14 protein-coding genes, 2 tRNA genes and 1 pseudogene are annotated in these 13609 nt (G+C 40.1%); 11 read left to right on the forward strand and 6 right to left on the reverse strand.

The features are described 5' to 3' along the window. Positions 1-24 precede the first annotated feature (24 nt). The 3 genes from RWP09_RS05125 (at position 25) to rpsA (ending at position 1550) form a co-directional block, all read left to right on the forward strand. Positions 25-105 (forward strand) — tRNA-Tyr (locus tag RWP09_RS05125). Positions 106-114: 9 nt separating this feature from the next. After that, positions 115-186: transfer RNA gene (locus RWP09_RS05130), tRNA-Gln, on the forward strand. A 161-nt stretch (positions 187-347) separates the two neighbouring features. Beyond that, entirely contained in the window at positions 348-1550 is a 1203-nt protein-coding gene (gene rpsA, locus RWP09_RS05135; protein ID WP_314434718.1) for a 30S ribosomal protein S1, read from the forward strand. 85 nt (positions 1551-1635) lie between these two features. Here rpsA and RWP09_RS05140 read toward each other — a convergent pair. From RWP09_RS05140 to RWP09_RS05155, 4 genes and pseudogenes are all read right to left on the reverse strand, one after another. Further along, positions 1636-2961 (reverse strand): annotated as a pseudogene (locus RWP09_RS05140) (transposase). A gap of 162 nt (positions 2962-3123) precedes the next feature. After that, on the reverse strand, positions 3124-4362 hold the full coding sequence (locus RWP09_RS05145; RefSeq protein ID WP_033689020.1) for an NAD(P)H-dependent oxidoreductase: 1239 nt from the start codon (positions 4360-4362) through the stop codon (positions 3124-3126). A gap of 18 nt (positions 4363-4380) precedes the next feature. Continuing rightward, positions 4381-4986 carry an NADPH-dependent FMN reductase gene (locus tag RWP09_RS05150; protein ID WP_033689019.1) on the reverse strand — a complete coding sequence of 202 codons (606 nt, stop codon included), beginning with the start codon at positions 4984-4986 and terminating at the stop codon, positions 4381-4383. A 59-nt stretch (positions 4987-5045) separates the two neighbouring features. After that, a complete protein-coding gene (locus RWP09_RS05155) occupies positions 5046-5969 on the reverse strand; it encodes an FAD:protein FMN transferase (RefSeq protein ID WP_314434725.1) in 924 nt (307 codons plus the stop codon). Between the two features lie 307 nt (positions 5970-6276). Between RWP09_RS05155 and nox the strand changes: the two genes are divergently transcribed. The 3 genes from nox to pdxT all read left to right on the forward strand — a co-directional run bounded on the left by nox (position 6277) and on the right by pdxT (position 9266). After that, positions 6277-7656 carry a H2O-forming NADH oxidase gene (nox, locus tag RWP09_RS05160; RefSeq protein WP_261012440.1) on the forward strand — a complete coding sequence of 460 codons (1380 nt, stop codon included), beginning with the start codon at positions 6277-6279 and terminating at the stop codon, positions 7654-7656. A gap of 152 nt (positions 7657-7808) precedes the next feature. Further along, on the forward strand, positions 7809-8684 hold the full coding sequence (gene pdxS, locus RWP09_RS05165; protein WP_000138517.1) for a pyridoxal 5'-phosphate synthase lyase subunit PdxS: 876 nt from the start codon (positions 7809-7811) through the stop codon (positions 8682-8684). Beyond that, positions 8685-9266: a pyridoxal 5'-phosphate synthase glutaminase subunit PdxT gene (pdxT, locus tag RWP09_RS05170; RefSeq protein WP_314434740.1), complete on the forward strand. Its 582-nt coding sequence runs from the start codon at positions 8685-8687 to the stop codon at positions 9264-9266. 20 nt (positions 9267-9286) lie between these two features. Here pdxT and RWP09_RS05175 read toward each other — a convergent pair whose 3' ends face one another. Further along, positions 9287-9934, reverse strand: a complete 648-nt coding sequence (locus RWP09_RS05175) for a hemolysin III family protein (protein ID WP_314434743.1) — start codon at positions 9932-9934, stop codon at positions 9287-9289. Next, a complete protein-coding gene (locus RWP09_RS05180; RefSeq protein WP_314434746.1) occupies positions 9931-10377 on the reverse strand; it encodes a DUF1836 domain-containing protein in 447 nt (148 codons plus the stop codon). The genes RWP09_RS05175 and RWP09_RS05180 overlap by 4 nt, the downstream gene beginning before the upstream one ends. Positions 10378-10511: 134 nt before the next feature. Between RWP09_RS05180 and RWP09_RS05185 the strand changes: the two genes are divergently transcribed. The 5 genes from RWP09_RS05185 to RWP09_RS05205 all read left to right on the forward strand — a co-directional run bounded on the left by RWP09_RS05185 (position 10512) and on the right by RWP09_RS05205 (position 13588). Then, entirely contained in the window at positions 10512-11006 is a 495-nt protein-coding gene (locus RWP09_RS05185; RefSeq protein WP_314434748.1) for a GNAT family N-acetyltransferase, read from the forward strand. After that, on the forward strand, positions 11006-11518 hold the full coding sequence (locus tag RWP09_RS05190; protein ID WP_314434751.1) for a methylated-DNA--[protein]-cysteine S-methyltransferase: 513 nt from the start codon (positions 11006-11008) through the stop codon (positions 11516-11518). The genes RWP09_RS05185 and RWP09_RS05190 overlap by 1 nt, the downstream gene beginning before the upstream one ends. Positions 11519-11530: 12 nt before the next feature. Next, positions 11531-11887, forward strand: coding sequence for an arsenate reductase family protein (locus RWP09_RS05195; protein ID WP_314434754.1), 357 nt, complete (start codon positions 11531-11533; stop codon positions 11885-11887). Between the two features lie 157 nt (positions 11888-12044). Then, entirely contained in the window at positions 12045-12845 is an 801-nt protein-coding gene (locus RWP09_RS05200; RefSeq protein ID WP_314434757.1) for an amino acid ABC transporter permease, read from the forward strand. Next, entirely contained in the window at positions 12845-13588 is a 744-nt protein-coding gene (locus tag RWP09_RS05205; protein WP_314434760.1) for an amino acid ABC transporter ATP-binding protein, read from the forward strand. Before RWP09_RS05200 ends, RWP09_RS05205 begins: the two co-directional genes overlap by 1 nt. Positions 13589-13609: the final 21 nt, after the last annotated feature.

The raw sequence follows: 13609 nt of genomic DNA on the forward strand, positions 1-13609 counted from the left end.
ATATAATAGTCCATGTTGATTGTAGGAGAGATAGCGAAGAGGCTAAACGCGGCGGACTGTAAATCCGCTCCTTCGGGTTCGGGGGTTCGAATCCCTCTCTCTCCATTTCATCAATGGGGTATAGCCAAGCGGTAAGGCAAGGGACTTTGACTCCCTCATGCGTTGGTTCGAATCCAGCTACCCCAGTTCTTAGGTAATGATCAAGATAAAAAGCAAAATATCTTAGGGTATTTTATTTTTATAATTGAAAGACGTGAACGATATGAACATGTCCTTGCGGGTGCTTAGGAAAAAAATTATAAGTATGTCAAGTTTAAGAAAAACTTGATTGTTGGAGGATTTTTTAGATGAACGAATTTGAAGATTTGCTAAATAGCGTTAGCCAAGTTGAGACTGGTGATGTTGTTAGTGCTGAAGTATTGACAGTTGATGCGACTCAAGCTAACGTTGCAATCTCTGGAACTGGTGTTGAAGGTGTCTTGACTCTTCGCGAATTGACGAACGATCGCGATGCAGATATCAATGACTTTGTTAAAGTAGGAGAAGTATTGGATGTTCTTGTACTTCGTCAAGTAGTTGGTAAAGATACTGATACAGTTACATACCTTGTATCTAAAAAACGCCTTGAAGCTCGCAAAGCATGGGACAAACTTGTTGGTCGCGAAGAAGAAGTTGTTACTGTTAAAGGAACTCGTGCTGTTAAAGGTGGACTTTCAGTAGAATTTGAAGGTGTTCGTGGATTTATCCCAGCTTCAATGTTGGATACTCGTTTCGTACGTAACACTGAGCGTTTTGTAGGTCAAGAATTTGACGCTAAAATCAAAGAAGTTGACGCTAAAGAAAACCGCTTCATCCTTTCACGTCGTGAAGTTGTTGAAGCAACTACAGCAGCAGCTCGTGCTGAAGTATTCGGTAAATTGGCTGTTGGTGATGTAGTAACTGGTAAAGTTGCACGTATCACAAGCTTCGGTGCTTTCATCGACCTTGGTGGTGTTGACGGATTGGTTCACTTGACTGAATTGTCACACGAGCGTAACGTATCACCAAAATCAGTTGTAACTGTTGGTGAAGAAATTGAAGTGAAAATCCTTGATCTTAACGAAGAAGAAGGACGCGTATCACTTTCACTTAAAGCAACAACACCTGGACCATGGAATGGCGTTGAGCAAAAATTGGCTAAAGGTGATGTAGTAGAAGGAACAGTTAAGCGTTTGACTGACTTTGGTGCATTTGTTGAAGTATTGCCAGGTATCGATGGACTTGTTCACGTATCACAAATTTCACACAAACGTATTGAAAATCCAAAAGAAGCTCTTAAAGTTGGTCAAGAAGTTCAAGTTAAAGTTCTTGAAGTTAACGCAGATGCAGAGCGCGTATCACTTTCTATCAAAGCTCTTGAAGAGCGTCCAGCTCAAGAAGAAGGACAAAAAGAAGAAAAACGTGTTGCTCGTCCACGTCGTCCAAAACGTCAAGAAAAACGTGATTTCGAACTTCCAGAAACACAAACAGGATTCTCAATGGCTGACTTGTTTGGTGATATCGAACTTTAATCAAATTGAAAATTCATAAAATCCTTTGTTTTCTAAACAAGGGATTTTTTCTGGCTCTTTATCAACTGTATCGGGTTGAAGTCAGCTAAGCTCGAGAAAGGACACATTTTGTCCTTTCTTTTTTGATGTTCAGAGCAATAAAAATCCGTTTTTTGAAGTTTTCAAAGTTTCGAAAACCAAAGGCATTTCGTTTGATAAGTTTGATGAGATTATTAGTGGCTTCTAATTTGGCGTTTGAATAGGACAACTGAAGAGCGTTGACGATTTTCTCTTTGTCCTTTAGAAAGGTTTTAAAGACAGTCTGAAAAAGAGGATGAACCTGCTTTAGATTGTCCTCAATGAGCCCGAAAATTTCTCCGGTTCCTTATTCTGAAAGTGAAAAAGTAAGAGTTGATAGAGATTATAGTGGTGTTTTAAGTCTTCTGAATAGCTCAAAAGGTTGTCTAGAATCTCTTTATTGGTTAAGTGCATACGAAAAGTAGGGCGATAAAAACGTTTATCACTCAGTTTACGGCTATCCTGTTGAATGAGTTTCCAGTAGCGCTTGATAGCCTTGTATTCATGGGATTTTCGCTCAAACTGATTCATGATTTGGACACGCACACGACTCATAGCCCGGCTTAGATGTTGTACAATGTGAAAGCGATCCAGAACGATTTTAGCGTTTGGGAGTGAAACAGTCTGGGAGACTGTTTCAGACTGAGCCTAGAAATTCGAAAGCGAAGTGGCCTAGCTAATTCATAGTAGGGACTAAACATATCCATAGTAATGATTTTTACCTGACAACGAACAGCTCGATTGTAGCGCAGAAAATGATTTCTTATGATAGCTTGTGTTCTCCCCTCAAGAACAGTGATGATATTGAGCTTTTCAAAATCTTGTGCAATGAAACTCATCTTCATCTCTCGATTGAAACAGTCACTCCCCTGACTGTTTCAACGTCCCAAGTCATAATCTTCGGAAGATGAGAAAAATTATGCTCAAAGTGAAAGTCATTGAGCTTGCGAATAACAGTTGAAGTTGAAATGGCCAGCTGATGTGCAATGTCGGTCATAGAAGTTTTTTCAATCAACTTTTGAGCAATCTTTTGATTGATGATACGAGGGATTTGGTGATTTTTCTTGACGAGAGAAGTCTCAGAGATCATCATTTTAGAGCAATGATAGCACTTAAAACGACGCTTTCTAAGGAGAATTCTAGTAGGCATACCAGTTGTTTCAAGGTAAGTAATCTTAGACGGTTTTTGAAAATCATATTTCTTCATTTGGCTTCCACAATCAGGACAAGGTGGGGTATCGTAGTCCAGTTTAGCGATGATTTCCTTGTGTGAATCCTTATTAACGATATCCATAATTTGGACATTAGGGTCTTTGATATCGAGTAGTTTTGTGATAAAATGTAATTGTTCCATATGATTCTTTCTAATGATGGTTTGGTTGCTTTTTATTATAGATCATATGGAACTTTTTTCTACAACAAAATAGGCTCCATAATATCTATAGGGGATTTACCCACTACAGATGTTATGGAGCTTTTTTCGCTAAAAAAGGAACCAAGATGGTTCCTAAAATTATTAGTTACTTGCGCCAGATGTAGCATCTGCGTCACCACCGTGACCTCCAGCATCACCTGCATCAGAAGCTCCAGATGTGGCATCTGCTCCGCCATGTCCTCCAGCAGGAGCTGCAGCATTTCCACCAACTAGACGTTGACCAGTTGTTTCTAAGTACCAATCAAGCCATGGTTGGAAATTAAAGATAATTTCATTAATTCCAGCATATGAACCATCTGGATAGTACATTGCTTTATAGTTATGAGTATTAATTACACCTTCTGGTTGTCCCGGAACAATTGTACGAACATACTCTTGATCACCATTACGTAATACGCCTACAACCCACTCAACGTTTTTCATTCTTGCAGGTGGTAGGGAAGCATGTACTGTTCCCAATCGGCTACCTGCTTGAACTCGCACACGTTTACCATACATTGTGTTTGGATCTTGGTGGGCGTTATTGTAGTACAAGAATTGGTTATTATCATCCGCATATGTCAACTCGAATGGCATTGCTTTCAAGAACATATCAATTTGGTTAACTGTCAAGATACCGTGGTCTAATTTTACGTAAGTATCTCCAGAAACAGCTCCAACAAGCTCAGCAGCTTTTTCTACCCATTCAGGATCATCAGGGTCAACTCCTTGAATGGTAGTTGCGATTGGATTTGTACAATATAAATCTTCTGGTGCGATTGGTTTTGGTTTTTTCAATTTTGAAACGACTCCCACATATTTTACAAAGTTGTCTAAACATGTTTCAAGGAAATTAATAGTTCCTTCATTTGTGATATTCCCATTAACATCAAAGGCTTCTTTAGCTTTACCGAGAAGGAATTCATTTCCTGGAAGAGTATAGGCATTGACACCTGGAGCGTCAAGAATCTTACGAAGGTGAACTTGGGCACGAGAAGTACCTTGGTCGTAGTAAGAAGCACCCACAATCATGACTGGTTTGTTTTCAAATGGATGAACTTCGTATGAAAGCCATTCAAGAACAGATTTTAGAGAAGCTGAGATTGTATGGTTGTGCTCAGGAGTAGCGATAATGACACCATCAGCACGAGTAATTTTGTTATATAAATAACGTAATTGGAAACTTTCATCCCATTTTTCGTCTTGGTTAAACATTGGAACTTCGTCAATTTCAAGAACTTCTAATTCAAATTTAAGTTTGAAGTGACGACGGATAAATTCCAAGAGTTTACGGTTATATGATTGATCATAGTTTGATCCTACAAGTCCAACAAATTTCATTCTTTTTGGTCTCCTATCTTACAAATTTTCCCAGTCAAAGTCTTCAGCATCTTTTCGAAGTAATTCTTGTGCATTGCGCAATTTTTCTGTGATTTTTACAAAGATACGGAAGTCGTCAAAAGTAGCATCCAATTTTTTAATAACATCAAGATCTACTAGGTCTCCACTTGGGGTGAAGGCTTGAAGAGAATGTGAAAGCAAGAATTCATCTGGAAGGACACTTGCTTTAATTTCTGGAGCATTCAAGATTTGGCGAAGTTGTAATTGGGCACGTGATGAACCAAGCGTACCATAAGAAGCACCTGTAATCATGATTGGTTTATTCAAGAGTGGGTAAATACCATAAGACAACCAAGCAAGAGCGCTCATCAAAACAGCTGGGATAGAGTGGTCATACTCAGGAGTACCGATAATAACGCCATCTGCCTCTTCAATTTTAGCAGCTATTTCTAGAATTTCAGCAGGTACTTTCTTGTCTGCTGGTTTGTTGAAGACAGGAATGTCTTTAATTTCAACAAGTTCAATTTCAACTTTTTCAGCAAAGTGTTTTTGCATGTATTGAAGCAATTGACGGTTTGTAGAACGTTTTGAATTTGTTCCAACAATAGCAATAAGTTTTAACATGAGATTTCCTTTCTCTTTTTACATAATACGATTTTAAAACTCCATTGAAATATATATTTCTATAGAGTAGAAATTCCTGAAGAACAGCTTAGGTGACCTTCCTTATCGATGAGGATAGCTTCTATGCCCTCCAAACTTTCGACTTGCCAAAGGATAGAAGCAGGTCTTTCTCCAAATAGACGAGTGGTCCAGATTTCGCCATCGACTGATCTATCAGAGATGATTGTCAGACTAGCTAGTTCCGTTTCAACAGGATATCCTGTTTGACTGTCAAAAATATGATGGTAATCTTTTCCATCGACAGTCAGGTGACGTTCATAAATGCCTGAAGTCACGACAGATTTATTGACAACGGGGATGGTCATTAAGTGATTTCCCCGAGGATTGGCTGGGTCTTGAATCCCAATTTGCCAAGGCTGTTCCCCTCTTGCCTGATTTTTTCCAATGGTCAGGATATTCCCTCCCAGATTGATTAAGGCGGATATCACCCCCTCTTCTCTAAGAAATTGGGCAACCTTATCCGCACTATAACCTTTGGCTAAACAACCAAGATCAATCTTCATTCCTTTCTGTTTTAAAAACACAGTAGAAGTAGAAGAATCTAACTCGATATAATGAGGATTGATTAGAGGGAGCACCGCTTCAATTTCTTGAGGCTGGGCAACCTTTGCATCTGAAAAACCGATACGCCAGGTTTGAATTAAGGGACCAATACTGATGTTGAGATGGCTAGAGGGCGCTAGGCTATGCTCTAACCCAAGTGAAATCAATTCAAACAAATCAGGATGAACTTTGACTGGAGCTATTCCAGCTTGATAATTGATTTCCATCAACTCTGATTCTTGACTATTGGCATTGAAGCGGTATTCAAGCTCTTTAAGCAAATCAAAGGATTTTTGGAGCAAGATATCAGCTTGCTCATCCACTAATGAAATAGTGATAGTGGTTCCCATTAGGCGTTCAGAATGTGAACTAAGAGGCAAGCTACCAACTCCTTTCTCTTATGAAAAGAAGGCTGAAATATAGTAAATTTATGAAAAATGAACCCCTTACATTTTCTTTCCATGATACTAGCATACCATAAAGTCAGCGTTTTCACAAATAAAATTTGTAAAGATGTCAAGAAGTATGCTCAGAAAATAAAAAATAATTGTAATAATCTGTGTTAAATTACAGATTATTTACAATTTTTTACAAAAAATTAGGAAAAATCAGCCAAACTCTTGTAAACGCTAACAGTAAATGGTATACTAGTAGGGTAAATTTAAAATTGAAGGTAGGAATTTTTCTATGAGTAAAATCGTTGTAGTTGGTGCTAACCACGCTGGTACAGCATGTATTAATACTATGTTGGATAATTTTGGCAATGAGAACGAAATTGTTGTATTTGACCAAAACTCCAACATCTCTTTCCTAGGATGTGGAATGGCCCTTTGGATTGGTGAACAAATTGACGGTGCTGAAGGCTTGTTCTATTCTGATAAAGAAAAATTGGAAGCTAAAGGTGCTAAGGTTTACATGAACTCACCAGTTCTTTCAATCGACTATGATAACAAAGTAGTTACAGCAGAAGTTGAAGGGAAAGAGCACAAAGAATCATACGAGAAATTGATTTTCGCTACAGGTTCTACACCAATCTTGCCACCAATCGAAGGTGTTGAAATTGTTAAAGGAAACCGCGAATTTAAAGCAACTCTTGAAAATGTACAATTCGTTAAATTGTACCAAAACGCTGAAGAAGTTATCAATAAACTTGCTGACAAGAGCCAACACCTTGACCGTATCGCCGTTGTTGGTGGTGGTTACATCGGTGTTGAACTTGCTGAAGCCTTTGAACGTCTTGGAAAAGAAGTTGTCCTTGTTGATATCGTAGATACTGTCTTGAATGGTTACTATGATAAAGACTTCACACAAATGATGGCGAAGAACTTGGAAGACCACAACATCCGCTTGGCGCTTGGTCAAACTGTTAAAGCAATTGAGGGTGACGGTAAAGTAGAACGTTTGATTACTGATAAAGAAACTTTCGATGTGGATATGGTTATCCTTGCAGTTGGTTTCCGTCCAAACACAGCTCTTGCTGACGGCAAGATTGAACTCTTCCGCAACGGTGCCTTCCTTGTAGACAAGAAACAAGAAACTTCACTTCCTGGTGTATTTGCTGTTGGTGATTGTGCGACTGTTTATGACAACGCTCGTAAAGACACTAGCTACATCGCGCTTGCTTCAAACGCTGTTCGTACTGGTATCGTTGGTGCCTACAATGCTTGTGGACATGAATTGGAAGGTATCGGTGTTCAAGGTTCAAACGGTATCTCTATCTACGGTCTTCACATGGTTTCAACTGGTTTGACTCTTGAAAAAGCGAAAGCTGCTGGTTACAATGCAACTGAAACAGGCTTTAACGATCTTCAAAAACCAGAATTTATGAAGCATGACAACCATGAAGTTGCCATCAAGATTGTCTTTGACAAAGATAGCCGTGAAATTCTTGGTGCACAAATGGTTTCACACGATTCTGCAATCAGCATGGGAATCCACATGTTCTCACTTGCTATCCAAGAGCATGTAACAATTGATAAATTGGCATTGACAGACCTATTCTTCTTGCCACACTTCAACAAACCATACAACTACATCACAATGGCTGCCCTTACAGCTGAAAAATAAAAATGATGAACTATCTGGCCTTAAGCTAAGGTCAGATAGTTTTTTTCATCATTCTGTACCCATACAATTATGATTTTTTTATCTTGTGATTCATTCTGTTCTGACTTAAAATGAAATGGTAGCTACCAATACAAATGATGAGGATAAAACAAATGACTGAAAATCGTTATGAATTAAATAAAAACTTGGCGCAGATGCTCAAGGGCGGTGTAATCATGGATGTTCAAAATCCTGAACAGGCTCGTATTGCAGAGGCTGCTGGTGCGGCAGCTGTTATGGCCTTGGAGAGGATTCCAGCTGATATTCGTGCAGCTGGTGGCGTTTCCCGCATGAGTGACCCAAAGATGATTAAGGAAATCCAAGAAGCGGTTAGTATTCCAGTAATGGCCAAGGTCAGAATCGGGCATTTTGTTGAGGCTCAGATTTTAGAAGCTATTGAAATTGACTATATAGATGAGAGTGAAGTTCTATCTCCAGCTGACGACCGTTTCCATGTGGACAAGAAAGAATTCCAAGTTCCTTTTGTTTGTGGTGCTAAGGATTTGGGAGAAGCCTTGCGTCGTATCGCTGAAGGTGCTTCTATGATTCGTACAAAAGGAGAACCGGGTACAGGGGATATCGTCCAAGCCGTTCGCCATATGCGCATGATGAATCAGGAAATTCGCCGCATTCAAAATCTACGCGAGGACGAACTTTATGTTGCTGCCAAGGACTTGCAAGTCCCTGTAGAATTGGTTCAATACGTCCATGAGCATGGAAAATTGCCAGTTGTAAACTTTGCGGCTGGAGGCGTTGCAACGCCAGCAGATGCTGCGCTGATGATGCAATTAGGGGCAGAAGGTGTATTTGTCGGTTCAGGTATTTTCAAGTCAGGCGATCCTGTTAAACGAGCAAGTGCTATTGTTAAGGCTGTGACTAACTTCCGTAATCCTCAAATCCTAGCTCAAATCTCTGAAGATTTAGGAGAAGCTATGGTTGGTATCAATGAAAATGAAATCCAAATTCTCATGGCTGAGCGAGGAAAATAGATGAAAATCGGAATATTGGCCTTGCAAGGTGCCTTTGCAGAACATGCAAAAGTGCTAGATCGATTAGGTGTCGAGAGTGTTGAAATCAGAAATTTAGAGGATTTTCAGAAATCTCAGAGTGATTTGTCGGGTTTGATTTTGCCTGGTGGTGAGTCTACAACCATGGGCAAGCTCTTACGAGACCAGGATATGTTGCTTCCTATCCGAGAAGCCATTCTATCTGGATTACCAGTTTTTGGAACCTGTGCGGGTTTAATTTTGCTGGCTAAGGAAATTGCTTCTCAGGAAGAGAGTCATCTAGGAACTATGGATATGGTGGTCGAGCGCAATGCCTATGGGCGCCAATTAGGAAGTTTCTACACGGAAGCAGAATGTAAGGGAGTCGGTCAGATTCCAATGACTTTTATTCGCGGTCCGATTATCAGTAGTGTTGGAGAAGATGTAGAAATTCTAGCAACAGTTGACAATCAAATCGTTGCAGCCCAAGAAAAAAATATGTTGGTAACTTCCTTTCATCCGGAATTGACTGATGATGTGCGCTTGCACCAGTACTTTATCGAAATGTGTAAAGAAAAAAGTTGAGATTAAATTTCTCAACTTTTTTACATGTAATAAACAATGGCGATGTATTGGAGGGCAGATGCGGCTAGGATAAAGAGATGCCAAATCATGTGGAAATAAGGTTTTTTCTTTGCATAAAATCCAGCTCCAACTGTATAACAGAGTCCGCCAGTTACCATGAGACTCCAGAAAATTGGTGTCGTTTGACTGATAATGGCAGGAATGATAGCTAGAACCAACCAGCCCATAATCAGGTAAAGAGCAAGGCTAAATTTCTCATTGACCTTTTTGGAAAAGATTTTATAGAGAATACCAAAGATGGTCGTTCCCCACTGGATGGCAATAATCAGATAGCCAAACCAGTTATTCATTAAGGTTAAGACGACGGGCGTGTATGAGCCTGCAATAGCAACGTAAATCATAGAATGATCAATGATTCTCAAGACATATTTGTGGGTTGAACCATAGGCCATAGAGTGATAAATGGTGGATGATAGGAACATGAGAAAGAGACTGATAACGAAAATGGAGACACCGATAGATGATAAAAATCCGTGTGCTTCATAACTATAGGTGGATGAAATGGGGAGTAAGATGAGCATGATGACTGCACCTACGGCATGGGTCACGCTATTGGCAATTTCCTCTCCAAAACTGAGTTGTTTGCTGAGTTTAAGACTAGTGTTCATTGGATTCCCTCCTCTTCAGTATGATGGATTAAGGCTAGAGTTTGATGATAGAGTTTAACAGTTTGGCAGCTACTTTGGATAATGGGGTTAGCTGAGTCTATTCCTTGGTTCATGTAGTTTACAAAAGCATCGTAGAGTTGGTCTGAACTGGCTTGACTTTGGAGATTATTAAGTGTCTGAGCTATTTCTTGAATAGAAAATACAGACTTGAGGGTTGTGATAGCAATCAAACGGGCAATCTGTTGGCGTTGGTATTTTTTCTTGTCAGGCTTTGTCAGGTAACCATGTTTGACATAATTGTTGACCATAGATGCTGTCAGGCCTTTGTCTTTATCATGAGAGATAGGGGCGCAGACCTGATTGACATAGAGTAAAACCTGATCCAGATAGAGGTCAATATTTGGAATTTCTGTCCATTTTGGGTAGGAAAAGGTAGTTTTCATTTCCAACTCCTTTTTATCTAGTTTTAATAACTAGATTATAAAATAATAAAAACAGAAAGTCAAGTTTTAACTGCTTGTGAAAAGGCTTAAATTATGCTATGATGGGAGAAACTAGTCAGAAAAGAGGAGAAAAGATGGAGATTCGTTTAGCTTTTCCAAATGAAGTAGATGCCATTATGCAGGTGATGGAGGAAGCCAAGAAATGTTTAGCGGATGCTGGTAGTGACCAGTGGCAAAATGGTTATCCAAATGCTGATATTATTATTGAGGATATTATCTCAGGTCAAGCCTATGTAGCCTTGGAAGAGGGAGAACTACTAGCCTATGCTGCTGTGACCAAGAGTCCAGAGGCAGCCTATGAAGCCATTTATGAAGGAAAATGGCAAGCTGGAGAGTCGGAGTACCTAGTCTTTCACCGTATTGCTGTGGCTGCAGATGTGCAGGGACAAGGAGTTGCTCAAACCTTCTTAGAGGGCTTGATTGAAGGTTTTGATTATCTAGATTTTCGCTCAGATACGCATGTTGCAAATAAGGCCATGCAGCATATCTTTGAAAAACTAGGTTTTAAACAGGTTGGTAAGGTTCCAGTTGATGGCGAACGCTTGGCCTATCAAAAATTGAAGAAATAATGCAAAAGAAGTACGCAAAAATGCTCTACTCTTCGCCAATTGGCTCCCTTTCTCTTGTAGCTGATGATCATTATTTGTATGGAATTTGGGTACAGGAGCAGAAGCATTTTGAGAGGGGGATAGGAGATGAAACGATAGAAGAAGTTGTTAGTCATCCCATTTTAGATCCAGTTATTGCTTGCTTAGATGCTTACTTTAAAGGCAAGCCTCAGGATTTATCCAACTTGCCCTTGGCTCCAATAGGAACGGATTTTGAAAAGCGAGTTTGGTCCTATTTACAGGGAATTCCTTATGGTCAGACAGTGACCTATGGACAAATAGCCCAAGACCTACAAGTGGCTTCTGCTCAAGCAATTGGTGGAGCAGTGGGGCGCAATCCTTGGTCTATCCTAGTACCTTGTCATCGTGTGCTGGGAGCAGGCAAGCGTCTAATAGGTTATGCTGCAGGAGTGGAAAAGAAATCTTGGCTCTTGGAGCATGAAGGCGCAGATTTTAAAGATACAAACAAATAGAAGGAGAAACACATGTTAGAATTTATCGAATATCCAAAATGTTCAACTTGTAAAAAAGCAAAACAAGAATTAAACCAACTCGGTGTGGACTACAAAGCCGTCCATATCGTGGAAGAAACACCCAGCCAAGAAGTGATTTTAAACTGGCTAGAAACCTCAGGTTTCGAGTTGAAGCAATTTTTCAACACCAGTGGAATCAAATACCGTGAATTAGGGCTGAAAGATAAGGTAGGAAGTCTGTCAAACCAAGAAGCAGCCGAGTTGCTAGCAAGCGACGGTATGTTATTAAAACGACCGATTCTAGTAGAAAATGGAACTGTTAAGCAAATCGGTTATCGAAAAGTTTACGAAGAATTGGGTTTGAGATAGTTTTTACTTATCTCTTTGATAGATAAAATATATAACCTCCCTGTTTCAAAGTATGATAAACTAGTAGGTAGACAAAGTCTGTATCTGACCGTAGCAAATAATTTCATTGACGGCAGAAGTATGATAGAATGAATCATTATCAGGAGAGGATGTTTTTATGAATGTTACAACGATTTTAGCATCAGATTGGTACCAAAACTTGATGCAATTGATTCCGGATGGCAAGCTCTTTAGCTTGCGTTCGGTCTTTGATGGAATTCCAAGAATTGTCCAACAACTTCCAACAACGATTATGTTGACAATTGGTGGTGCCCTTTTTGGCTTGGTTTTGGCGCTGCTTTTTGCCATTGTGAAGATTAACCGTGTCAAGATTTTATATCCCATGCAGGCCTTCTTTGTTAGTTTCTTAAAAGGGACACCGATTTTGGTGCAACTCATGTTGACCTACTACGGAATTCCTTTGGCTTTGAAAGCCCTCAATCAGCAATGGGGAACTGGTCTCAATATCAATGCGATTCCAGCCGCTGCTTTTGCGATTGTTGCCTTTGCTTTTAATGAGGCGGCTTATGCCAGTGAAACCATTCGTGCAGCCATTCTCTCAGTCAATCCTGGTGAGATTGAGGCGGCACGCAGTCTGGGTATGACCCGAGCACAAGTTTATCGTCGCGTGATTATTCCAAATGCAGCAGTTGTGGCAACTCCAACCTTGATTAACTCCCTCATCGGCTTGACCAAGGGAACTTCCCTAGCCTTTAGTGCGGGTGTTGTGGAAGTCTTTGCCCAAGCTCAGATTTTGGGTGGTGCCGATTATCGTTATTTTGAACGCTTCATCTCCGTTGCCCTTGTTTATTGGGTAGTCAATATTGGAATTGAAAGCCTTGGTCGTTTCATCGAGAGAAAAATGGCTATTTCAGCCCCAGACACAGTGTCTACAGATGTGAAAGGAGACCTTCGTTAATGATTAAGATTTCGAATTTAAGTAAATCCTTTTCAGGACAGACTGTCTTGGATCATCTGGACTTGGATATTCAAAAAGGGGAAGTTGTAGCCTTGATTGGTTCTTCAGGAGCTGGCAAATCAACCTTCCTTCGTAGTCTCAATTATCTTGAAACACCTGACAGTGGCTCTATTCAGATTGATGATTTCTCAGTTGATTTTTCTAAAATCACTCAAGAAGAAATCCTTTCCCTACGCCGTAAGCTGTCCATGGTTTTCCAACAGTTTAATTTGTTTGAACGACGTACAGCACTTGATAATGTGAAAGAAGGCTTGGTTGTTGTCAAGAAATTGTCTGATCAAGAAGCGACTAAGATTGCCAAGGAAGAGTTGGCTAAGGTTGGGCTTTCGGACCGTGAAAACCATTATCCTAGACATTTATCGGGTGGACAGAAGCAACGGGTTGCCCTCGCGCGTGCTCTTGCCATGAAACCAGATGTCTTGCTCTTAGACGAACCAACTTCAGCCCTTGACCCAGAATTGGTCGGCGAAGTAGAAAAATCTATTGCAGATGCTGCTAAGTCAGGTCAAACCATGATTTTGGTCAGTCATGACATGTCCTTTGTAGCCCAAGTGGCTGATAAGATTCTCTTCTTAGATAAGGGGAAAATCATCGAGTCCGGAACACCAGATGAGATTATCCACGATCCTAAAGAAGATCGGACAAAAGAATTCTTCGCTAGTTACAAACGGACTTATATTTGATATAATAGATAAAGAAAAACT

This window comes from uncultured Streptococcus sp., from assembly GCF_963521255.1.
In the GTDB taxonomy this organism is placed as follows: domain Bacteria; phylum Bacillota; class Bacilli; order Lactobacillales; family Streptococcaceae; genus Streptococcus.